Source organism: Vicinamibacterales bacterium (assembly GCA_035699745.1).
Taxonomy (GTDB): Bacteria; Acidobacteriota; Vicinamibacteria; order Vicinamibacterales; family 2-12-FULL-66-21; genus JAICSD01.
In genome coordinates this window covers 1-23,569 of the sequence record DASSPH010000068.1, presented here as the reverse complement: position 1 = coordinate 23,569, position 23,569 = coordinate 1, and the positions used below count along the sequence as shown (strand labels likewise).

At 69.1% G+C, this 23,569-nt stretch carries 14 protein-coding genes; 4 read left to right on the top strand and 10 right to left on the bottom strand.

Annotation, left to right across the window (positions count from 1 at the left end; translation table 11 throughout):
* Together VFK57_15515 and VFK57_15510 are read right to left on the bottom strand one after the other, a co-directional pair.
* On the bottom strand, positions 1 to 711 hold a 711-nt coding region (locus tag VFK57_15515; protein ID HET7697119.1), incomplete at its 3' end, for a serine/threonine-protein kinase.
* Positions 712 to 1,047: 336 nt separating this feature from the next.
* Positions 1,048 to 4,515, bottom strand: a complete 3,468-nt coding sequence (locus VFK57_15510) for a carboxypeptidase regulatory-like domain-containing protein (protein ID HET7697118.1) — start codon at positions 4,513 to 4,515, stop codon at positions 1,048 to 1,050.
* Positions 4,516 to 4,620: 105 nt separating this feature from the next.
* Here VFK57_15510 and VFK57_15505 point away from each other — a divergent pair, with 105 nt between their 5' ends.
* Together VFK57_15505 and glpK are read left to right on the top strand one after the other, a co-directional pair.
* The gene (locus tag VFK57_15505) at positions 4,621 to 5,370 is read left to right on the top strand and encodes an MIP/aquaporin family protein (GenBank protein ID HET7697117.1); all 750 of its coding nucleotides are present in this window, start codon (positions 4,621 to 4,623) and stop codon (positions 5,368 to 5,370) included.
* Between the two features lie 7 nt (positions 5,371 to 5,377).
* Positions 5,378 to 6,889 (top strand): glycerol kinase GlpK, encoded by a 1,512-nt coding sequence (gene glpK, locus VFK57_15500; GenBank protein HET7697116.1) that lies wholly within the window; start codon positions 5,378 to 5,380, stop codon positions 6,887 to 6,889.
* A gap of 83 nt (positions 6,890 to 6,972) precedes the next feature.
* Here the strand turns inward: glpK and VFK57_15495 are convergent, their stop codons facing one another.
* Positions 6,973 to 9,642 (bottom strand): protein kinase, encoded by a 2,670-nt coding sequence (locus VFK57_15495; protein HET7697115.1) that lies wholly within the window; start codon positions 9,640 to 9,642, stop codon positions 6,973 to 6,975.
* Between the two features lie 28 nt (positions 9,643 to 9,670).
* Positions 9,671 to 12,328, bottom strand: coding sequence for a protein kinase (locus tag VFK57_15490; protein ID HET7697114.1), 2,658 nt, complete (start codon positions 12,326 to 12,328; stop codon positions 9,671 to 9,673).
* Between the two features lie 191 nt (positions 12,329 to 12,519).
* Here VFK57_15490 and VFK57_15485 point away from each other — a divergent pair, with 191 nt between their 5' ends.
* A complete protein-coding gene (locus tag VFK57_15485) occupies positions 12,520 to 16,809 on the top strand; it encodes a neutral/alkaline non-lysosomal ceramidase N-terminal domain-containing protein (protein ID HET7697113.1) in 4,290 nt (1,429 codons plus the stop codon).
* On the opposite strand, the gene VFK57_15480 is transcribed toward VFK57_15485, so the two are convergent.
* Entirely contained in the window at positions 16,736 to 19,444 is a 2,709-nt protein-coding gene (locus VFK57_15480; GenBank protein ID HET7697112.1) for an amidohydrolase family protein, read from the bottom strand. The genes VFK57_15485 and VFK57_15480 overlap by 74 nt on opposite strands.
* Positions 19,445 to 19,493: 49 nt before the next feature.
* On the opposite strand from VFK57_15480, the gene VFK57_15475 reads away from it, so the two are divergent.
* Positions 19,494 to 19,943, top strand: coding sequence for an FKBP-type peptidyl-prolyl cis-trans isomerase (locus VFK57_15475; protein ID HET7697111.1), 450 nt, complete (start codon positions 19,494 to 19,496; stop codon positions 19,941 to 19,943).
* Here VFK57_15475 and VFK57_15470 read toward each other — a convergent pair.
* From VFK57_15470 to VFK57_15450, 5 genes are all read right to left on the bottom strand, one after another.
* Entirely contained in the window at positions 19,933 to 20,739 is an 807-nt protein-coding gene (locus tag VFK57_15470) for a hypothetical protein (GenBank protein ID HET7697110.1), read from the bottom strand. The two genes, VFK57_15475 and VFK57_15470, sit on opposite strands and share 11 nt — an antisense overlap.
* 7 nt (positions 20,740 to 20,746) lie before the next feature.
* Positions 20,747 to 21,685 (bottom strand): branched-chain amino acid transaminase, encoded by a 939-nt coding sequence (locus tag VFK57_15465; protein ID HET7697109.1) that lies wholly within the window; start codon positions 21,683 to 21,685, stop codon positions 20,747 to 20,749.
* Between the two features lie 53 nt (positions 21,686 to 21,738).
* The gene (locus tag VFK57_15460; protein ID HET7697108.1) at positions 21,739 to 21,909 is read right to left on the bottom strand and encodes a hypothetical protein; all 171 of its coding nucleotides are present in this window, start codon (positions 21,907 to 21,909) and stop codon (positions 21,739 to 21,741) included.
* A 45-nt stretch (positions 21,910 to 21,954) separates the two neighbouring features.
* Complete coding sequence (locus tag VFK57_15455; protein ID HET7697107.1) at positions 21,955 to 22,542, bottom strand: hypothetical protein; 588 nt, start codon at positions 22,540 to 22,542, stop codon at positions 21,955 to 21,957.
* A gap of 64 nt (positions 22,543 to 22,606) precedes the next feature.
* The coding region (locus VFK57_15450) for a hypothetical protein (GenBank protein HET7697106.1) at positions 22,607 to 23,569 on the bottom strand (963 nt) is incomplete at its 5' end.

The window sequence follows — 23,569 nt, the reverse complement described above, 5'->3', positions numbered from 1 at the left end:
CCAGTCCGGCTCCTCCTTGACGATCGCGGCGAGCGCGTCGGTCACCGTCTCCCCGCCGAACGGACGCTTCGCGGTGAGCATCTCGTAGACGACACACCCGAACGCCCAGATGTCGGCGCGCTTGTCGACCGGCTTTCCGCGCGCCTGCTCCGGCGCCATGTAGGCGGCGGTGCCCAGGATCACGCCCATCTGCGTGGCAGGAGAGGTGAACGTCGGCGAGTTCAGCGGATCCGCTGCAGCACCGGCATCCTCGTTCATGGCTTTCGCCAGGCCGAAATCGAGGATCTTCACCGTGCCGTCGGGTGTCAGGCGGATGTTGCCCGGCTTGAGATCGCGGTGCACGATCCCGCGTTCGTGCGCCGCTTCGAGACCGGCCGCGATCTGCAGCGCAAGCGGCACGGCCTCGTCGACGGCAATCGCGCCGCGGGCCAGGCGCTGCGCGAGATCCTCGCCCTCGATGAGCTCCATCACGAGGGCGCGATCTTCGACGCCGTACACATGCGCGACGTTCGGATGATTCAACGAGGCGAGTGCCTGCGCTTCACGGGTGAATCGCGTCAGCCGCTCCGGGTCGAGGGCGAACAGATCGGGAAGGACTTTGAGGGCGACATCCCGGTTCAGGCGCGGATCGCGGGCGCGATACACCTCGCCCATCCCGCCTTCGCCCAGCTTGGCAAGAACCTCGTACGGGCCGACTTTTGGTCCGATCACGAGATCCTCCCAGGTTGGGCTTCGGCGAGACCTCGCCGTCGCTCGCGCGGTGCCATTCGCGCGCGAGCGGAGGCAGGTCCGCCCGCGCCGATCGCGGCGGCGATCTCGTAGACACCGACGCGTGTGCCTGGGGCGAGCGGCAAACGCGCCGATTATATCCGCAGGCTCGCCGAAGCTCGGCGAAGGCGGCAACGCCGCGCACAAGGCCACGTTCCGGGTCGATCCGCACGGGCCGCCGAGCCGGCAGGTCGCTGGCGACGAGGCCAATCACGAGCAGCGGCCGCCCGCGCCGGCGAGCCGCAGGCCGGCGGGCATATCGGCCGGCCGAGTCACCTGTCAGAAGCTCAGACGCGCGGCGATCTGCAGTTGCCGCGACAGGCCGTTCTGTGCCGTGATCGTGCCGAACGCCGAGTTGGTCGGCGCGGTGTTCGGGCCGGCGAGGTTCACGGTATCGAGCGCGTTATAGAGCTCGAACCGGACCTGCAGCTGCCGCGACCCGCCGAGGCCGATGTTCTTCAGCAGGCCGAGGTCGAGCAGCGAGTAGCCCGGCCCGCGCACTTCTTCGAAGCGGCTCGGCTGCGTCCGGACGTTCGAGACGAGCTGCTCCGCGGTCGCGCGGTTGAACGCATCGACGTTGAACCAGCGCTGGTAGGTCGGGTTGTCGATCGCGACGTCGTCGATCGTCTTGCCGGCGGCGAACAGGAAGTTGCCGAAGCCGAGCGGCGCGCCGCTCTGCGCCTTGTAGATGTAGCTGACCTGCCAGCCGCCGAGCACGATGTTCGTCACGCCGCGCCAGCTGCGTCCCCACCGGCGGCCCCGGCCGACGGGCAGCTCGACGAGACCGCTCGACGAAAACGTGTGCGCGCGATCCCACGGGCTGATGACGCGCTCGGGTGTCTCGTCGAACTCGTTGAGGAACCCGGACGTCCCCGGATTCGACGCGGTGCCGGCCTGCATGATCGACTTCGACCAGCTGTAGCCGGCCTGCACGGTGACGCCCTTCGCCATGCGGCGCTCGATGCGCAGCTGCAGCGCGTTGTAGCTGGAGCTGCCGATGTTCTCGCTCGCCTGGACCGACGTGAACTGCGGGTAGGGCCGCAGCAGCTGGCTGCGCGCGACGTTGGCACCGTTCAGCCCGGTGCCCGGCAGCAGCCCGGCGAACGGGTTCGGCACCTGCTGGGTGAGGACGTTGTTCGTCGTGTTGTCGCGCGTCGGCGAGGTCGAGAAGTACTGCCGCGGTACGGCATTCAGCTGGCGCGTCACCGGCAGATCCTCGCCCCACGAGCCGACATAGGTCGCTTCGACCAGCAGCCGGAGCGGCAACTCGCGCTGGATGCCGATCGAGGTGCGGTGCGTGCGCGGCGTCTTCACCTCGCCGACGTAGGGGAATGTGATTCCCTGACCGACCGACGTCATCAGACCCAGGCTGGAGCCGACCGGCTCGAGCAGACCGTTGGGGAACGGGTTGGCGAGGGTGGCGACGAACGTCTGCCCGTTGTCGAGCGACGCCGTCAGCGAGGTGTCGCGCGAGTACCCGACCTGGTTGACGGTGAGCCGGTTGGCGCCGAGCATGTCGTAATACATGCCGTAGCCGCCGCGCACCGACGTCTTCGGCGTGGCGAGCCAGGCGAAGCCGGCGCGCGGCATGATGTTGCCCCAGCGGCGATCGAAGGGCGTCTTCGGACCGCCGGTGTCCGGATAGAGCAGACCGCCGCGCACCTTGAACTGGCTGACCGGCACGTCCGCGATCGGATTGCGCGCGTAATTGGCTTCGGCCGCCGGCGCTATCTGCGGCGCGCCGGTGAAGTCGAAGCCGCTGATGAACTGATTGCCGGCCTCCGTCAGCGGTCCTTCGATTTCCCACCGCACGCCGAGGTTCAGCGTCAGGTTGTTGCGCACCCGCCAGTCGTCGTGCGCGTAAAGCGACAGCACGCTGCTCGTTTCCCGGTACGCCGCGGCGCGCTGCATCGAGCCGCCGGTCGGCAGACCGAGCAGGAACGACGCGAGGTCCTGGCCCATCGGCGCCGCGGTCGAATTGTCGAGCGGGCCGCGCGTCCAGGTCGTGCCGAAGTTGATCTGCGGCGACACGGCGCGCGGGAAGCGGCTGGCATCTTCGACGTAGCGGCGGTACTCCGTGCCGAACTTCGTGCTGTGCCGGCCGATCAGCCACAGCACGTTGCCGATCGCGGAGTAGACGTCGGTCGTGAAATACCCGTCGCCCGATTCCCAGGGGCTCAGGTCCTGGAAGTTGTCGAAGTCGACGAACGGCAGCGTCGCGCGGCTGCGATCGGGAATGAGCGACAGCAGCGTCTGCGAGAAGCCGAGGCCGGCGAGATCGACGCCCTGGCTGCGGCGGCGCTCCGGGAACAGCTGCCGCGTGAAGCCGCCCCGGACGTTGATCAGCAGGTTGTTCCGGAGCGTGTAGGCGTCGTCGACCGCGAGGATCCGGTTCTTGCGGTTGAGGAAGATGCCGGTGGCGACGTTGTCGAACCGGTCGTCTTTTTCCTCTTCCCAGAAGTCCCAGCTCAGACGGCCGTAGAGCCGGTGTTTCGCCGAGAAGTTGTGATCGATGCGGCCGGTGGCCGTCCAGTATTCCTCGAAGGCGACCGCCGTCGGGTTCTGGAAGTTGTTGCGGTGATCCGCCGTGCCCTGGATATTCGGCAGCGGGTAGTAGTCGAGGATCTTCTTCGCGATCGGATCGATCAGGTGCGGCGGAATGATGTTACCGACGAACGGGTCGCGGACGAAGCGCCCGCCGGCCGCCGGCCGCGTCGTGAACGGGTTGTAGATCTGATACTGCGGGCCGAGCGCCAGCAGCTCCGAGAAGTCCCCCGACCGCATCTTCGCCGTCGGGACCGTCAGGATCTGCGGCTGCGGTCCCTGCCAGATGTTCGCTTCGAAGTTGCCGAAGTAGAACGTCTTGTTGGTGCGAATCGGCCCGCCCACGGCGCCGCCGAATCGATTGTCCTCGTAGTCGCGTTTCGGCCGGTTGTTGAGCTTGTCGAAGAACTGGCGCGAGTCGAGCGCGGAACCGCGGAACCACTCGTACGCCTGGCCGCGAATCGTGTTCGTCCCGCTCTTGGTCACGAGGTTGACGGACGCGCCCATGGCGTTGCCGACGGCGGCGTCGTACGAGCTCGTGTGGATCTTGAATTCCTCGACCGACGCCGACGGCGGGCTGTACGCGACGCGATCCATGGCGACGTTGGCGACGCCGTCGATCGTGAAGTCGTTCCGTTTGTCGCCGGCGCCATCGCTGGAGAACTGCGACAGGCCGTTGTTGAACGCGGCCTTGCGCGAGCGCAGGTCGGTCGTGTTCTGCACGCCTGGCGCCAGCACGACCAGCTCCACGGCGCTGCCCTCGCGGATCGGGAGCTCCGCGATGCGCCGGGCATCGATGACCTGGCCGAGTTCCGCCGTGGCGTTGTCCACCGTCGTCGTCGACGCCGTCACGGTGACCTCCTCGGTGCGGCTTCCGACTTTCAGCGGCGCGTCGACGTTGAGGACCGCCGCGACATGGAGCCGCAGATCCTCGCTCACGAACTTGCTGAACCCGTCCAGCGTCACCGTGACCCGATACGTTCCCGGGTTGAGGAACGGCACGCGATAGCTGCCTTCTGCATTCGACGTCGTCGGCGTCACGACGCCGGTTTCGACGTTCAATACTTCGACGAGCGCGCCCGGGACGGCGCTACCGGTCGGATCCGAGACGCGGCCCTGGATCGTGCCGCGCGCTTCCTGCGCAACGGCGGTCGTGGCGAAAAGGCTCAGCGTCAGCACGCCCAGCAGACTGCGAAACACCATGCTGCCCCCCCTGTAATGGACTGCCAGTGCGAGACGCACTGTACCGCCAAGTGGCCCACGGCTGAGAGGATTTTCTGCCAAGGCGCCGCGATATACTCCCCGCCCATGCAGACATATCTGGCGGAACTCATCGGGACGATGATCCTGATTCTTCTGGGGGACGGCGTGGTCGCGAACGTCCTGCTCGAGCGCAGCAAGGGACAGAACTCCGGCTGGATCGTCATCACCGCGGGGTGGGGCATCGCGGTCGCGGTCGCCGTGTACGCGGTCGGCCGCGTCAGCGGCGCGCACCTGAATCCGGCCGTCACCATCGCGCTCGCCGCGATCGGGAGCTTCTCCTGGGCCGAGGTGCCGGCCTATGTCGCCGCGCAGATGATCGGCGCGATTCTCGGCGCCGTCCTGGTGTGGGTGATGTACCTGCCCCACTGGCGCGTGACCGCCGACCAGGGGGCGAAGCTGGGGATCTTCTGCACTGCGCCGGCGATCCGCAGCACCGGCCCGAACCTGATCAGCGAAGCGATCGGCACCGCGGTGCTCCTGTTCGGCATTCTGGCGATTGCCGCCAACGCGCAGACGCTCTCGAAGCCGGGGGACGTCGACCTGTCGTTCGTCTTCAGCCGCGGCCTGCAGCCGCTGCTCGTCGGCATCCTGGTGTTCGGCATCGGGCTGTCGCTCGGCGGCCCGACCGGCTACGCCATCAACCCGGCGCGCGATCTCGGGCCGCGCATCGCGCACGCGATCCTGCCCGTCGCCGGCAAAGGGGGCTCCGGCTGGGAATACGCCTGGATCCCGGTCGTCGGCCCCATCGTCGGCGGCATCGCCGGCGCCGGTCTCTATTACCTGATTGGATTCTGAGGCAGACATGACCAGAGGAGCCCGTTACGTCGGCGCGGTGGATCAGGGCACGACCAGCACGCGGTTCATGGTGTTCGATCACGGCGGCAACGAGATCTCGCGCCATCAGCTCGAGCACCAGCAGATCCTGCCGCAGCCGGGCTGGGTGGAGCACGATCCGCTGGAGATCGCCGGCCGCACCGACGAGACGATCGCGCGCGCGATGCGCAACGCGAATCTCACCGCGCGCGACTTCGCCGCCATCGGCGTGACCAACCAGCGGGAGACGACGATCGTCTGGAACCCGAAGACGGGGCATCCCTGGCACAACGCCATCGTCTGGCAGGACACGCGGACGGATCGGATCATCAACGCGCTCTCGGAGCGCGACGCGGGGCTGATTCGGAGCCGCACCGGGCTGCCGCCCGCGACCTACTTCTCCGGCGCGAAGATTCAATGGATCCTCGACAACGTTCCCGGCGTGCGCGACGCCGCGAACCGGGGCGAAGCGGTGTTCGGCAATCCCGACACCTGGGTGATCTGGAACCTCACCGGCGGGCGCGACGGCGGCGTGCACGTCACCGACGTCACCAACGCCAGCCGGACGATGCTGATGGATCTGAAGACCTGTCAGTGGGACGACGACCTGCTGCGCATCTTCAACGTGCCGCGCGCCATGCTGCCGGCGATACAGGCGTCGGCCGATCGCCGGGCGTTCGGCATCACCCGCGCCGCGGGCCCGGCCGGCGGCGAGATCCCGGTCGCCGGCGACCTCGGCGACCAGCAGGCCGCCACGGTGGGCCAGGTGTGCATCAACCCCGGCGAGGCGAAGAACACCTACGGCACGGGCAACTTCATGCTGCTCAACACCGGCAGCAGCATCGTCCCGTCGAAGGCGGGACTGCTGACGACGGTCTGTTACCGCATGGGCGGCGAAACCATCTACGCGCTGGAAGGATCGATCGCGGTCACCGGATCGGCGGTGCAGTGGCTGCGCGATCAGCTCGGGATCCTGGCGTCGGCGTCCGAGATCGAGGCGCTGGCGAACTCCGTTCCGGACAACGGCGGCATCTACTTCGTCCCCGCCTTCTCGGGCCTGTTCGCTCCGTACTGGCGGTCCGACGCGCGCGGCGCGATCGTCGGCCTCTCACGCTTCAACACCAAGGCCCATCTCGCGCGGGCGACGCTCGAAGCGATCTGCTTCCAGACGCGCGCCGTCCTCGACGCCATGGTCCAGGACTCGGGGGTGCGCCTCGAGGTGCTCAAAGTGGACGGCGGCGCGACCGTGAACGACACGCTGATGCAGCTCCAGGCCGACATCCTCGGCGTGCCGGTCGTGCGTCCGGTGGTCGCCGAGACGACGGCGCTCGGCGCCGCGTACGCGGCGGGGCTCGCCGTCGGCTTCTGGAAGGACCTCGACGATCTGCGCGAGAACTGGCGGCAGGACAAGCGCTGGGAGCCGCGGTGGAGCGCCGACCAGCGCGACGCCGCGTATGCCGGCTGGGAGAAAGCGGTCGAGCGCACGTTCAACTGGGTCTAGATCGGCGCGCGCCTGAATCAGGGGATTGCGCGGCCGCGGTGCGGAGCCCCTCTTCGATCAACGCGCGGAGCGACACAGGGCGGTCATTTCTTGAGCAGTTCGGGCCAGTTGACCACCAGGTCGATCGGCGTCACGGTCTCGCCGCCGTCCCAGGCATTGAACAGGAATCGCTGTCCGTCCCTGGTTGGAGCGTAGCTCGAGCGCGTGCCGAGCTGCGTCGCCGGGACGCGCACGTCGAACAGCGCGCGCGGCGGGCCGGCCTCCAGGCGATCCGCGGTGTCGGCCACGTCCACCGCCATGAGCTTGTTGGCGGCCGTAAAGAACAGCTCGCGGCTGTCCGCGCGCCACCGCGGATTGTCGCCGCCGTCCATCGACACCTGCCACTTGCCCCGCCCGTCGGGAAACGTGGTCACGTAAATCTCGCGCCGGTTCGTCTCGTCCGAGACGTAGGCCAGCCACCGGCCGTTCGGCGAGATCATCGCCGGCGTATTGTTCCGGACCTGCTCGGAGAACGTCCGTGGTTTCGCGTCGCCGCTCAGCGGAAGCACGAACAGCCGGCCCGCGGCCGCACCCAGCGGCGTGCTGTACAGCAGATACTTGCCATCCGCCGAGACCTGCATCGGGATCTTCTCGGTGTCGTCCCGCAGCAGCAGCCGGCCCGCTTCGCTGCCGCTGACCGCCTTCTGGTAGATGTCCGCCGCTTCCTGGCGCCTCGATGCGTAGATCAAGTGCCGTCCGTCCGGCGTCCACACCGCGCCGTAGCCGCCGTTCGCGTCGAGGCTGAACCGTTTCGACAGCTGGCGCACGGGATCCAGCAGCCACACGTCCGTCTTCGAGCCGGGCGTCGAGATCGTCACCGACACCGTCTTCTCGTCCGGAGCGAGCTGCAGATCGCGGTAGGCGCCCGCCTCGCCGATCTTGCCGAGGCGCTTCCCCTTGCGATCGAACCAGACCAGCTCGGTTCCGCTCGACGCGCCAGTCTGGTAGACGAGGATGCCGTTCTCTGAAGCCGAGAACGTGCCGGTGCCGGTCGACGGATTCGACTGCACGCGTTCGGCGATCGGGAGCGGGGTTCCTGACAACACCAGGGTTGCGGGATCGAATGGCTGCGCGACCAGCGTCGTGCCGAGCAGGAAGATCAGGTGACCGGAGGCGTAGATGGCATTCGTCGGCGCGTCGATGAGCCGCTTGACCTCCTTGGAGTCGAGCGAGCCGACGAAGACGCCGATCGATGCGCCGCCGCCGGTGCCGGCGGTGAAGAGGAAGTGGCGGCCGTCGGGCAGGAAGAATGGCGCGATCAAGCGCTCGCCGGTTTCAGGGGTGGGCGTGAGCACCGCGGCACTCTTGCCGCCGGCCGCGGAGACCCGCACGATCGCGTTGACACCGCTGAACAGGATGACGCCGTCGCGGCTCCACGAACCCGCCGGCGAAAGGCCGGCATCGCAGAGCGGAATGACCGGACCGCCCGCGGCTTCCACCTTCTTCAGCTGGCCGTCGGCGACGAAGGCGACCCAGCGGCCGTCCGGCGACCAGAACGGTGCGGCCGCGTTCGCGGTTCCCTCCAGCCGCCGCGCGACGTTCGAACCGAGGGGGCGCACCCACAACATGACGCGGCCGTTCTCGTCCGGCGCGGCGAAGGCCAGCTGCGAGCCGTCAGGCGAGAGCCGCAGCCGGAGCACGGGCGCTCCGGCGAGCGGCGCCGGCGGCATGATCAGCGCATGGATGACCGTGGCTCCAGTTGGTGTGGGCCGGGACCGCGCAAACCAGGCCACGGCCAGGAGCGCGGCCAGGGCGGCAGCGGCGGCCAGCCACGGGACGAATGCGAGCCACGGCGCCGCCGGTCGCGCCGCGGCAACCGCGGGAGCACCGGCCGGACGCCCCGCGTCGCGCAGCTCGAGACGGGCGGCGCCGATATCCGGCAGACGATCGCGGCGATCCTTCTCGAGGCACCGGCGGAGCAGCGTGCGCAGCGGAGCCGGCGTGTCGGCGGGCAGCAGCGTCCAGTCGGGGTCGGCACGCACGATCGCCGCCAGCACGTCCGTCACGTCGTCGCCGTCGAACGGCTTGCGGCCGCTGAGCATCTCGAAGAGCACGCAGCCGAAGGCCCAGATGTCGACGCGCTTGTCGATCGCCTTGCCCTTTGCCTGCTCCGGCGCCATGTACGCGGCCGTGCCCAGCACGACGCCGAGCTGCGACAGCTTGAAGGGAGAGGTGATCGTCGGCGAGTTGTCGGCGGAGGCCGGCGCCGGCCGGACGTCCGGCGGGGCGAGCGCCTTCGCCAGACCGAAATCGAGGACCTTGACCGTCCCGTCTTCGCGGACCTTGATGTTGGCGGGCTTGAGATCGCGGTGGATGATGCCCTGTTCGTGCGCCGCCGCGACGGCTTCCGCGATCTGGATCGCGATCGGGATCGCTTCGTCGAGCGGAATCGCCCCTTCGCGGGCGATCCGCTGCGAGAGGTCCTCGCCGTCGATGAACTCCATGACGAGATGACCGCCGCCGGGCGGCGGCAGCTCGACGACGCCGTAGATCTGCGCGATGCAGGGATGGCTGACGGCGGCGAGCGTGCGGGCCTCGCGTTCGAAGCGGGCGAGCCGCTCCGGGTCGCGCGCGAAGAGATCCGGCAGCACTTTGATCGCGACGTCGCGCTGCAGCTTCGTATCGCGGGCGCGATACACCTCCCCCATTCCGCCTTCGCCAATCTTGCCGACGACTTCGTACGGACCGATGCGCGTGCCGGTGGTCAGAGGCATTGGGGCGAAGGCATCTTACCGCCGAGCGCTACTTCTTCAGCGCCTCCGGCCAGTTCACCACGAGCGTGACCGGGGCGATCGCGGTATCGGCATCCCAGGTGTTCACGAGGAACTTCCCGCCGTCAGGGGTCGCGGCAAAGGTCGAGCGGGTGCCAAGACCCGCCGCCGGCATGCGTACCGTGAACAGCGGGCGGACCACGCCGGCCTCGAACTGCGGGCCCGTGGTCGTCACGTCGACGGCCATGAGCCTGTCGTTGGAGGTGAAGAACAACTCCTTCCCGTCCTTGCGCCAGGCTGGAGTATCGCCGCCGTCCGTCGACACTTGCCACTTGCCGGTGTGGGACGGGAACGGAGTGACGAACACATCCCGCCGGCCCGACTCGTTCACGGCGTATGCCAGCCATCGGTCATCCGGCGATAGAGCCGCGGCTGAAAAGGTGCGGACCCCGGGTTCGAATGATCGCGGCTTCCGATCGCCCGTGGCCGGCAGCAGCCATAACTCGCCGGCGAGGGCACTGGTCGCGATTCGATAGATCACCGTACCGTCGCGCGCCACCGCGAGCGGCAGCTTGTCGAGGCCGTCCTGCAGCAGAAGCTCGGCGGCACCCGTGCCCGTGACCGCCTTCCGATAAATGTCCCGCGGTCCGGGAGTGTCGGAACGGCGCGCCGCGTAGACGATGCCGCGGCCGTCCGGCGTCCACACGGCGGACGCGGCGGCTTCGTTGAACGTGAACTTGCGCAGCAGTGTCCGCGCGGTGTCGAACAGCCAGATATCGGATTGCGCGCCGGGACCCATGATCGTCATCGACGCGGTTCCCCCGTCGGGCGAGAGCTGCACGTCCCGATACCACTTCGACTCGCCGATCGTGTCGAGCACCTTGCCGCCCCGATCGAACCACGCCATCTGCGTTCCCCCGAAGTTGCCGGTCTGGTACACGAGCACGCCGTTGTCCGACACGGAGAACGCGCCGGTTCCGGTCGCGGGGTTCGTCTGCACGCTTTCGGCGAGCGGGACCGCGTCGCCCGACAGCGACCGGCTCCGCGCGTCGAACGGCTGCGCCATCAGCGTGGCCTCCCGCATGAACAGCAAGTGCCCGTTCGCGTAGGCGACATTGGTCGAGACGTCGAGCAGCTTGACCGGTTGCCCTCCGTCCAGCGAGGTGAGGTACACGCCAGGATCGCGAGAACCCGCCGTGGTCACGCTGTAGATGAAATGCCGGCCGTCGGGCAGGAAATGAGGGGCGATCTGCGTTTGCTGCCCCTCAGCCAACCTGGTGACGTCGACCGGCTGCCCCCCGGACGCCGACACGCGGGCAATTGCGCCTGCCGGTCCGGTGAAGAGAATGACGTCTTCGCGACTCCACGAACCGAGCGGCGCGCCGATGGCGTCGCAGATCGAGATCACCGCGCCGGTGCCGAGATCGGCTTTCTTCAGTTTCCCATCGGTGATGAACGCGATCCAGCGGCTGTCCGCAGACCAGAACGGGGCGGCGGCGTTCGCCGTGCCCGGGATCGGCCGCTCTGCCCCGCCGTCGAGCGGGCGCACCCACAGCATCGCGCGACCGTTCTGATCGGGCGCGACGTAGGCAAGCAGGCGGCCATCGGGCGAGAGCTTCATGCGGATGGCCGGCGCTCCTGTCAGGGCGGCGTGCGGCACGATCGCCGCGCGGTAGACGCGCGCGTCCGGCGCCGGACGCGTCGCGATCGTGTACGCGGCGCCGGCGATCGCGGCGATCGAGACGAGCGCGGCCAGCGCCCATGGCAGGACGGCTGAGCGGGTTCGATCGGGCGCAGACGACGCGGGGCGCGTCGGAATGCTGCCGGCTCGCAATTCCTGAAGCTCGAGCCGCGCGGCACCGATGTCGGGCAGACGGTCGTGCCGATCCTTGTGCAGGCAGCGGCGCAGCAGCGTGCGCAGTGGCGCGGGCGTATCGGGGGGCAGCGCCGTCCAGTCGGGATCGGCCCGCACGATCGCCGCCAGCACGTCCGTCACATCGTCGCCGTCGAAGGGCTTGCGCCCCGTCAGCGTCTCGAACAGCACGCAGCCGAACGCCCAGATGTCGACCCGTTTGTCGATCGGCTTGCCTTTCGCCTGTTCCGGCGCCATGTACGCGGCGGTCCCGAGGACGACCCCGAGCTGCGACATCTGGAACGGGCTCGTGATCGTCGGCGAGTTCTCGATCGAAGCAGCCGCCGCGGGGCCGCTGCGCGCCTCGGGGGGCGCCAGCGCTTTGGCCAGACCGAAGTCCAGCACCTTCACGGTGCCGTCTTCGCGCACCTTGACGTTCGCCGGTTTCAGGTCGCGGTGAATGATGCCCTGCTCGTGCGCCGCGGCGACCGCCTCGGCGATCTGGAGCGCGATCGGGATGACCTCGTCGAGCGGGATGGCGCCCTCGCGCGCGAGGCGCTGCGCCAGATCCTCGCCGTCGACGAATTCCATCACGAGCGCGCCGCTCTCGACGCCGTAGACCTGAGCGATGTGCGGATGATTGACGGCGGCGAGGGTGCGGGCCTCGCGCTCGAATCGTGCGAGCCGCTCCGGATCACGCGCGAACAGATCGGGAAGAACCTTGATCGCGACGTCGCGCTGCAGCTTCGGATCCCGGGCGCGATACACCTCGCCCATTCCGCCTTCGCCAACCTTACCGAGGACGCTGTAAGGGCCGACGACGTCACCCGGCTTCATCGCGTCCTCGCTCGTTGGCTACGGCGAGACCTCGCCGTAGTTCGCGCACCGATCGACAGCGCGAACGAAGGCGGGCCCCCCGCGCCAATGGCGGCGGCTATCTCGTACGGACCCACGCGCGCGCCGGGTGTCAGAGTCATGCAGGCGGCGGATTGTACAACGCCAACACGTGGTAAGCTCGCCTCCCGCCTATGAAGACGCTCGGCTGCACGCTGCTGCTGGCCTCCGTCGTCCTTCTGACTGGCTCGCAGCAATCGGGCCCCCCCTACGATCCGAAGGCCGCGCTCGACACGTTCCGCATCGCCGACGGGTTCCGCATCGAGCTGTTTGCCAGCGAACCGCTGATCTCGGATCCGGTGGCGATGGAGGTCGACGAGTACGGCCGCACCTATGTCGTCGAGATGCACGGCTACCCGCTCGACGTGAGCGGCACCGGACGCGTCATCCTGCTCGAGGACACCGATCGCGACGGCGCCGCCGATCGGCGCACCGTGTTCGCGGACGGATTGCGCCTGCCGACCGGCATCATGCGCTGGAAGAAGGGGGTGATCGTCACCGATGCGCCGCAGATCCTCTATCTCGAGGACGTCGACGGCGACGGGCGCGCCGATGTGACGCGCGAACTGCTCACCGGTTTCGCACTGACCAATCCGCAGCACAACCTGAACTCGCCCCTGTATGGGCTGGACAACTGGATCCATGTTTCGAGCGAGGGGACCGTCCGGACGATCCGCTACCAGAATGCGTTCGGTGATCAGGGCAGTGACGTGCGGTTCTCCGATCGGCCGGTGTCCCCACGGCTGCCGCGGAATGCCGGCGGCCGCGCGGTGCGCTTCCGCCCGGACACCTACGAGCTGGAGGCGCTCGCCACGCGCGGCCAGTTCGGGCACACGTTCGACGCATGGGGCCGCCACTTCTTCAGCAACAACACGCGCCATCTCTACCAGGAAGTGCTCGAGGCGCGCTACTCTTCGCGGAATCCCGATCTGATCGTCCCGTCCGTCGTCGAACAGCTGCCGGATTACCGGATTCCGGCCGACGTCTATCCGATCACACAGAACCCGGAATTCCAGCTGCTCACCGACATCGGCGTGATGACCTCGGCGTGCGGCGTCACCGCGTATCTTGCGGATCTGTTCCCCGCGGCCTATCGCAACGCGACGTTCGTCGCCGAAGGGGCGCACAACATCGTGCATGTCGACACCCTGCGCGATCACGGCGTCACGTTCCGCGCGAGCCGCATGTTCGACGGCCGCGAGTTCCTCGCCTCGACCGACTCGTGGTTCCGGCCGGTGAACTTCTACGTCGGTCCTGACGGCGCGCTGTACGTGATCGACTACTACCGGAAGATTCTCGAGCACCCGGAGTGGCTCGACGAGAAGACGGCGACGTCGCCCGACCTGTACGCCGGACGGGATCGCGGCCGCATCTACCGGATCGTCCCGACCGGCACGCCGCCCGCGTCGTGGACGAATCGTCTGAACCTCGGCGACCTCACGGCTGCCGAGCTCGTGCGCGCCCTCGCGAGTCCGAACATCTGGTGGCGCCGTACCGCGCAGCGCCTGCTCGTCGACCGGAAGCCGAAAGAAGCCGCGCCGCTGCTGGCGGCCATGGCGGCGAACGGCTCGTCAGCGGTTGCCCGCGTGCACGCGCTCTGGACGCTGGAAGGGCTCCGCAAGCTGGAGGCGCGCGTCATCGAACGGGCCCTGGAGGACTCGGCCGCGGGCGTCCGCGAGAACGCGACCAGGCTTGCGGAACTGCACCTGAAGGACTCACCCGCGCTCGCGCCGCGGCTGCTCTCGATGACCGGTGACGCCGACGCGAAGGTTCGCTTTCAGCTTCTGCTCACGCTGGGACACCTCACGACGCCGGAAGCCGCGGCGGCGCGCGACGATCTGCTGTTTCGCGACGTCGAAGACGGGTGGATGCAGCTCGCCGCGCTGTCAGCCGCGAACCTCGATTCAGTGCGGTTGTGGCGCGCAGCGGCGGAGCGGCTGAGCGGCTCGCCGAGCGACGCGCGGCGGCTGTTGTTCCGCCGTCTTGGCGCAGTCACGGCGGCGTCCCGCAAGCTCACGGCGCTGCGAGGCGTGCTGCGAGCCGTGGCGTCAGCTGCCGGGCCATCAGCGGCGTGGTGGCGCAGCGCGACGTTGGAAGGGCTGGCGAGCGGCATCCCCGCCGACAGACGGCGCAGCGCGGCGCTGAATCCTGAGCGCGAGCGGCTCTCCGGCCTCGTGCTCGGAACGGAGGACCAGGCGGTGAGGCGCGGTGCGCTGCAGGTGCTCGAAACGATTGGTCTGCCGCCGGGCGCCGCGGCGATGCCGGTGGTGAACGACGCCGAAAGGATTGCGGAGGATGCGGCCGCGAATGCGGAAGCGCGCGTCGATGCGGTACGCGTGCTGGCGCTGCACGGCGTCACCTCCCACGAGCCGCTGCTTCGCGGCATCATCAGCCGCGCCGAGCCCGCGCCGGTGCAGGTCGCCGCGGTTCGCGCGCTCTCAGAGCTGAAGGGTCCGGAGATCGCGTCGGCCTTCCTCGAGCGGTGGAATCGGTGGACGCCCGCCGTCCGCGCCGAAGCGGTGCGGGCGCTCATGCGCGAGCCGGCCCGCGTGCGGCTGCTGCTCGACGCCTTGACCGACGGGAGAGTGAAAGGAACGGAAGTCGATCGCCCGCTGCGCGTGCGTCTCATGATGCAGGAACAGCCGGAGTTGCGCGCGCGCGCCCGCGAGCTGCTCGGCGGCCCGATCGGCGGCCGCGGCGGCGACACCCGCGCCGCCGTGCTCACCCGCTACGCGCCCGCGGCATCGATGCCGGGAAATGCCGAGCGCGGCGAGCAGGTATTCGCGCGCGTCTGCTCGACCTGCCATCAGTACCGCGGCGCCCACGGCGCCGCCTACGGCCCCGATCTCGGCGAAGTCCGCAACCGCCTGCCGGCGGCGCTGATGCTCGACATCCTGCTGCCGAACCATTCCATTGCCGATCGGTACGAAGTCTGGTCGGTGGATCTCGTGGACGGGACCGCCACGGGCGGCGTGGTCGCGTCGGAGACCGGCTCGTCGATCACCGTCGCCCAGCCGGGAGGCGCGCAGACGACCATCCCCCGCGACCGCATCCAGTCGATGCGCGTGGCGGACATCTCGGGAATGCCTGAGGGGCTGGAAGACCAGATCGATCCGCAGCAGATGGCGGACCTGATCGCGTTTCTGAAGCGAGGCGGCGCCGAGAGTCTCATTCCTGCCGGCGTCGCGCAGATCGACATCACACCCGATGGTCCCATACGGCTGTCCGGGTACGGGAGCCGGACCGAACCGGCAACCGAGATCAAGCAGCGCCTCACCGCAAAGGCACTCGCGTTCGGCGCGGATGGAAACCATCCTGCGATCTTGATTACGGCGGAGCTGGTCGGTGTCACGCGGCAGATGAGCGACGAGGTCGCGCGCCGGCTGCAGAAAGCGGGGATCGAACGCGCGCAGCTGGTGATCGCGGCCACGCACACGCACAACGGCCCGGTGCTCACCGGATCGCTCCCGGGAATCTTCGGCAAGCCGCTCCCGCCGGATCAGCAGGCGGCCGTGGACAGACACACGGCGCGAACCGTCGACGCGTTCGAGCGCGTTGCGCTCGCCGCACTCGCGGATCGCCGCCCGGCGCGAATCGGCTGGTCGGCGGGGCGCGCAACCTTCGCGGCCAATCGGCGCGTCATCAAAGACGGCAAGTGGACCGGCTTCGGCGTCAACCCGGATGGTCCTGTCGATCACGACCTGCCGGTACTGACGGTGCGCGCTCCGGATGGCGGCCTTCGCGCCGTCCTGGTCAGCTATGCCTGCCACGGCACCACGCTCGAGGGAAAGGACAATTTCATTCACGGCGACTGGCCGGGCGCCGCGCAGCTGGCCATCGAGCAGCGGCACCCCGGCGCGATCGCGATGGTGACCATTGGAGCGGCGGCCGACGCGAATCCCCATCCACGCGGCGGCGGGCTCCCGGATGTCGAACGGCATGCGACGGCCGTCGCCGACGAAGTGGATCGACTGCTCGCCGGGCCGTTCCGGCCGCTCACGGCTCCTCCTGACGGCCGATTGCAGTGGATCGAACTCTCATTCGCCGGAGAGAAGGTTCTGCCAACGGTGGCCTACCCGATTCAGGCGTGGACGTTCGGCCGCGATCTCACGATGATCTTTCTCGGTGGCGAGGTCGTCGCCGAGTACGGTCTGCGGTTGAAGAAGGAGCTCGACGCGTCGCGCCTGTGGGTGAACGCATATGCCAACGACGTGGCGTTCTATGTCGCGTCGCGGCGAATGATTCCGGAAGGAGGCTACGAGGTCGAACGGTCGATGGACTACTACGGTCAGCCCGCGCGCCTCGCCGACGGCACCGAGACCCGCATCCTCGATGCGGTGCGGGCGCTCGTCACCTCGTCAGCGTCCGGTAGCGCTTCAAGAGCGCGCGCTGGCGCGTCTCCGTCGGCATCTCGCGTCCCTTGATGAACACCCGCTCCGCGCCGCCGGTCAGCTCGAATGGATCGGCGGTGGACCAGATCACGAGGTCGGCGTCCTTGCCCGGCTCGATCGAGCCCAGTCGATCCGACACGCCCCACAGCCGCGCCGGGGCGAGCGTCACGGCTTCGAGCGCGGCGTCGCGCGACAGGCCGTTGGCGATCGCGTTGCCCGCTTCCTGCCGGATGTTGCGCGAGTTCTGCGTGTCGAAGGACGCGATCGCCACCTGCACGCCGGCGCCCGACAGCCGCGCCGCGTTCTCGAGCGTCGCCCCGAGCGACTCGAATGACGGGATGTTGGTGAGCGGCTTGATCACGACCGGCACGTTCGCGGCGGCCAGTTGATCCGCGACCATCCAGCCCTCCGACGCGCCGACCAGCACGAGCCGGAGCTTGAACTCGCCGGCGAGCCGCAGCGCCGCGAGGAGGTCGCTGGCGCGGTTGGCCTGCACGGCGAGCGGAATCTGCCCCTTCAGCACGGGCTGCAGCGCTTCGAGATCCAGGCGGCTGCGCGCGTAATCCCGGCGCTGCGCGGTGTTGAACGCGAGCCGGTTCAGCGCGTAGTCCTGCGCGTCCTGCAGGATCTCGCGGATGCGGAGCACCGCGGTCGACCGCGAGCCGCCGGCGACGCCGGCTCCAGGCTCCCCGAGCAGCGCGATCATCGCGGCGGGTCCGCGGGTGACGCTCGCCGGCACCTGCCCGCCGCTGAGGTCGATCACCGCCGCCTGCCCGGCGAACACGTTGCCGGTGCCGCCCGGCGTGACCAGCGCCCGCGTCACCCCCTCGACACGCGTGACCGGAATCACCGCGGAGTTGCCGTTGAACGAGTCGACGACGTTGAACGCGGCGCTGACGCGCGCATCGGTCGTGCTCTCGTCGGCGGTGCCCTGGCCGGACAGCGGGATCTCGACCAGGCCGATCTGCACGGCGGAATCGATCAGGCCCGGCGTCACTGTCTTCCCCGCCGCGTCGATTACCTGCGCGCCGGCGGGGACCGTGACGTTCGCGCCGACGGCGGCAATGCGGCCGCCACGCATGACGATGGTGCCGCGCTGGATCACGGGTCCGGACACCGGATGAATCCGCGCGTTGGTGATCGCGATCGTTGGTCCTGCGTCGGTCGCGGCCCGGCGCACGTCAACGGCTGACCCCGCACCGTTCGGGCGCCCGCCCAAAGGGGTCAGACCCCGCTCTGACCCCACTCTGACCCCGCTCTGACCCGGCTCTGACCCGGGTCTGACCCCTCTCGCGGGGGGCGCGGGCAGGACCTGCCCGAGTTCGAAGTCGGACCGCGGCGTCCGCGGCTGCGAACGATCGAAGACCTGCGCCCCGTCGATGAAGACGCGCTCGGCATGCGCGTAGACGCTGAACGGATCCCCCGACCAGATCACGACGTCGGCGTTCTTGCCCGGCTCGAGCGACCCGGTCACCTGGTCGATGCCGAGCGCTTTCGCCGGATTCAGACTGAGCCACTTGACCGCGTCGGCGCGATCGATCGCGATCCCCGCCTCCGCGCCGGCGCGAATCGCTTTCGCCGCCTCCTGGTTGAGGCGCTGAATCCCGTCGGCGCTGTCGGAGTGCACGATCGCGCAGCCTCCCGCCTCGTGCACGAGCGCGATGTTCTGGGTGATGCCGTCGTAGGCCTCCAGCTTGAACCCCCACCAGTCGGCCCACATGCTCCCGCAGATGCCGTTCGCCGCCAGCAGGTCACGCACCTTGTAGGCCTCGACCGCGTGATGGAACGAGGCGATCTTGAAGTTGAATTCCCGGGAGATGTCGATCATCGTCGCCATCTCGTCGGCGCGATAGCAGTGGTTCTGCACGCGGATCTCGCCGTCCAGCACCCCCATCAGCGTCTCGAGCTGCAGGTTGCGGTCCGGGCGTTTCGCCGGATCGGCGCCGCCCGCCTTCCACGCGCGCATCCGCTCGCGGTACTCGGTCGCGGCCTGCCACGCCTTCCGGTATCCCGCGGCGTTGCCCATCCGCGTCGACGGCATCGTGTTGCGTCCGCCGTACAGGCGCATCGGGTTCTCGCCGCACGCCATCTTCAACCCGTACGGCGCGCCCGGAAACTTCATCTGGTCGGCGGTGCGCGCCGGCACGTTCTTGACGGTCACGCTGCGTCCGCCGAACAGGTTCGCCGACCCCGGCAGGATGTGCAGCGTCGTCACGCCGCCGGCAAGCGCCAGCTCGAACTGCGGGTCCTGCGGCCAGATCGCGTGCTCCGTGGACACTTCCGCGGTGTTCGGGCTGGTCATCTCGTTGCCATCGGCCAGCGACTCGATGGCGGGCGCGGCGTAGACGCCGAGGTGCGAGTGCGTGTCGATGACGCCGGGCGTGACCCACTTGCCGGCCGCGTCGATCACCGCGGCGTCCGTCGGCGCAGTGACCGCAGCGCCGACCGCCGCGACCTTGCCGTTCTGCAGCAGGATCGATCCGCGCTCGATCGCCGGGCCGGCGGCGGTGAGAATCGTCGCGTTGCGGATGACCGTCGTCCGCGCGGGCAGAGGCTGATACGTCGAGGCGTACGGATTCGGCGCCGGCGCGGCGGGCTGCTGATCGGCGGCAACCGCGGCGCCCGCAAGGGCCGCGGCCGCGAGAACGGCGGCAAGGTGATGACGCATGACGCGCGGATTATATCCAGCCGGAAGATCCGAGCGGTAGAATCAACGGATGCTGAAGTCCACGCTGACGCTCTTCGCCGCGCTGATCCTCGCGTCGTGCGGCGGCGCACGTCCGTCGTCGGAGGTCCCGCAGATCCCGCCGCCGGCGGATGTGGGCGCGGCGCCGGCCGATGCGGTCCGGACGTCCAGCAATCTGGCCAGCAAGGTGATCCAGCCCGGCAGCGGATCGCGGCATCCGCGCCCGAACTCGCGCGTGATGGTCCACTACACGGGATGGACGACGGACGGGAAGACGTTCGACAGCTCGGTGAGCCGCGGTGAGCCGGCCACGTTCGGGCTCGACGAGGTGATCCCGGGCTGGACCGAAGGGGTGCAGATGATGGTCGAGGGAGAGAAGCGCCGCTTCTGGATCCCGGGCCGCCTCGCCTACGACGGCGTGCCCGGCCGGCCGCAGGGAACCCTGGTGTTCGACATCGAGTTGATTCGCATCATCTCGTGAGCTCTTTCAGCCATTCAGCGACGGCGACGCGCGCAGCGCCCGTGGCTTCGCGTCCCGCCCGGAAGCACAGCTTCCACGGCGCCGACTTCGCCTCGTAGGCGGGATTCTCGAACCGCGTCCGGCCGTCCTCGGTGGTCTTCAGCGCCGCGGCGAAATCGACCTCGGCGCTGACCGCGAGGAACTCGCGCAGGCGGCGGGCAATCGCCGGAGACGCATCGTCCGGATACTGCCGCCGCCAGTTCGCGACTGCCTGTTCGTATTCCGTCGTCCGCTCCGCGCGGGCGGCGCGAATCTCCTGCAGCCGCAGCGCGCGCTGCTCCGGCGTGTTCATTCTGGCCTGCGCTTCTGCCGACGCCGCGAGCGTCCGCTCGAGCGCACGCCGCTGGTCCTCCGGCAGGCTCGCGATCGCCCGCCTCGACTCCTCCGCCTGCAGCTTCTGCTCGTCGTCGGCGCGCTTCAACTCGTCTTCTGGCGTGCCCTCGAACTGCGGCGGCTGCGGTTTGTGGGTTTCGCGCAGGTTGCCGTACTGCGTCTTGAATGCAGGCGATTTCGTATACGCCTTCAGCCATGCCACGCCGGCCGTCGCCAGCTCGGCGCGGACCGCGGGCGGCAGCAGCTTGAACGACGTGGACGGCAGCCCCGGGTTGTGGAGCCCGTTGCTGATGATGGTGATCGCGGCCTGCTCGGCGGACGTCATCGGGATGCCGAGCTGCGCGAACAGGTCGGCGCCACGGCCCGTCACGCCCGCCGCGGCCGCCAACAGCGCGAGCGCGATCGCCGTTGGCACGGTCCGCATCATCCCCTCACGAGGACGCGAGCGCGTCGGCGTACGCGAGCCAGCGGGTGAACCGCGGGTCGCGCCCGTGCACCACGTCGAAGAACGACTCCTGGAGACGAAGCGTGATCGGACCGGGCGTGCCGCCGCTCACCGCACGGCCGTCGACGTCGACGATCGGCGTGACTTCCGCGGCGGTGCCGGTGAAGAACAGTTCGTCGGCGGCCGAGAGATCGGCGACGGAGATCGGCGCGACGCGGGCCGGGATCCCGAGCGTGGCGGCGATCTCGAGGACGCTGGCGCGGGTGATGCCGGGAAGGACGCCGGCCTCCTCGCCATTGGTGAGGATCGCGCCATCCTTGACGAGGAACAGGTTCTCGCCCGACCCCTCCGCCACTTCGCCGCGCTGGTTGAGGAAGATCGCCTCGTCGAACCCGCGGCGCAGCGCCTCCTGCACGGCGCGCACCGAGTTGACGTACTGCCCGCAGGCCTTGGCGGTGGTCGGGATCGCGGACGCGTCGAAGCGGCGCACGCTGGAGATGCACACGCGGACGCCCTTGGTGATCCCCTCGCCGAGATAGGCGCCCAGCGGCATCGCCGCGATGGCGACGCTGACCGGGCACTCGCGCGGCCATAGCGTCAGGGAGTGCGCGTCGAAGAACGCGATGGGACGAATGTAGGTACGAGTGAGACGATTACGCGTCAGCAGCTCGAGCGTCGCGGACGTCAGCTCGGCGGCGGTGTAGGGGATTTCGAGCTCGTAGAGCGCCGCGGACGCGAACAGGCGCGCAATGTGGTCGTCCAGCCGGAAGACCGCGGGGCCGTCGTCGGTCTCGTAGGATCGGATGCCCTCGAACACGCCGGTGCCGTAATGGAGGCCGTGCGCCATGACGTGCACGCGTGCGGCGTCCCACGGGACGAACGCGCCGTTGAACCAGATGGTGTCCGACTTGGTGAACGGGGCCATGCGCGATTATACGCGGGCCCCGTCGGGCGGCCGCCGGGCGGGCGGCGGACGGGTCAGGCCTGCTGCGGCCCGGTCGAGAGCCGCTTGGCGTCCATCTCCTGTTGGGTGCGGTAGATGCTGCACCAATCCTTGTGCTCGGCGACGGGCATGCCGCACTCCACGCAGACGCGGACGCGGGCCTTGGCTTCGGGCTTCTTCGAGAACAGTTTCTGGAGGAGGCTCATGGTTCCTCAGACGGATTGGAAGGCCGCGAGGTTTACAAAAAGTTGTCAGCGGAGCGTGAGATCGCCCGCAAAGAGCTTCGCCTTCAAGAAGTACGGGCCCTTTCCCGTCCAGCTGAACGACCGCATCAGCCCGCCCTTGGAGACCTTGAACGGCTCCGCGCGCAGGTCGCCGGCGCGCACCGAGGCCTCGACGAGTCGATACTGTTCGGGCTGTCCGATATCGATCGACACGTCGCCGGCCCAGCTCTCGACGCGCTTACTGCCTTCCACGCCCCGGACCTCGAGGTCCCCCGCGCTCAAATCGATCTCGATGTCGCTCCGCGCCGGGATGTCGATCGTGAAGTGCACGCCGTTACGGAACCCGCCGGTGGTGATCACCGCGACCGTGCCGCGGACGTCGACGTCGGCCCGGACGTTCGTCCCCTGGTCGGGCCGATCGGCCCGCCAGGCGACGCGAATCCGTTCGTCGGCCCGGCCGGCGATGCGGTAGTCCCCCGCCGCCAGCTTCATTTTGATGGTTCCGGCCTTGCCGAACGGCCGGTCGAGTGGGGTTGCGGTGGCGGACTGGTAGGCGCCGGTCGAGCCGGCGAGGACGATCACCGCGACGAACGCCGCGAGCGCAGCCGGCTTCATGTCCGCCATTACGTAGCGCGGGCGCCGCCAGTTCGGCGAAGGGGCCGCCCGGCCTTTCCGGCCGTCAGGCGGCCAGCTGGTCGACACGCTGGCGGATGCGCTCCAGGTCGCCGCGCAGCGCGGTGAGCCGGGTCTCCGTGTCGCGGAGCTTGTCCCCCTCGGAACGGACGAACCGGCTGTACGGCGCGATGCTGTCGTTCATGCGCGCCGTGCTTCGCGCGATTTCTTCCTTGAACTGCGTGCGCAGGGCGTTCGACAGCCGTGCGCGCACGTCGGCAACCTTCGCGCGCATCGCCGCCTTCGCCTGGTTCCGCTTCGCCGGAATGATGAAGAAGCCGACCGCGGCGATCACGCTGGCCAGGATGATGCCGGTGACGTCTGCCGCCGCGGTGCTCGCGGCGACGGTCACCAGCGTGCCCAGGCCGAGCGCCCCTGCGCCGGCGGCGGCGGCGGTTGCCACGGCGTTGCGCGCGCCGTCCGCGAGCTGGCTCGCTTCGCGCCGCCGGTCGTAGGTGTCGACGACCTTCTGTGCCGCCCGCCCGACCGTCTCCACCATCCGCCGCCGTTCGTCGTGGAACGGCCGCGACTCGTCGTCGCTCGGAATGCGGTCCTTGAACTCGCGGCGGCGGTCGGCGAGGTGACGGGTGATCCGCTGCCACTGGCGGAAATCCTGGTCGACCATCCAGTCGACCAGCTCGTTCACGCGCTTCTCGATCTGCTGCGGCGCATCGGCGATCACCTGGCGCTCGAAGCCCTCCTGGACGCGCGACCGGTTGAGCAGATCCATCACCCGTCCGATCCGCATCGTGTCGTCGAAGAAGTCGTGGCCGCGGCGCTCCATCTCGAGCAGCACGTTGTCGACGGTGGCCATGCGCCCCTCGAACTCGCGCGCCATGTCCTTCTCGAACACCGCGAGCTGGCTCTCGACGTCGTCGAGCAGCGTGAAGTCCGACTGCAGCGCCGAGAGGCGCTCGCGCGTCGAAACCGCGTACCGGTCGATCAGCGCCGTGCCGACGCCGAGCGGATT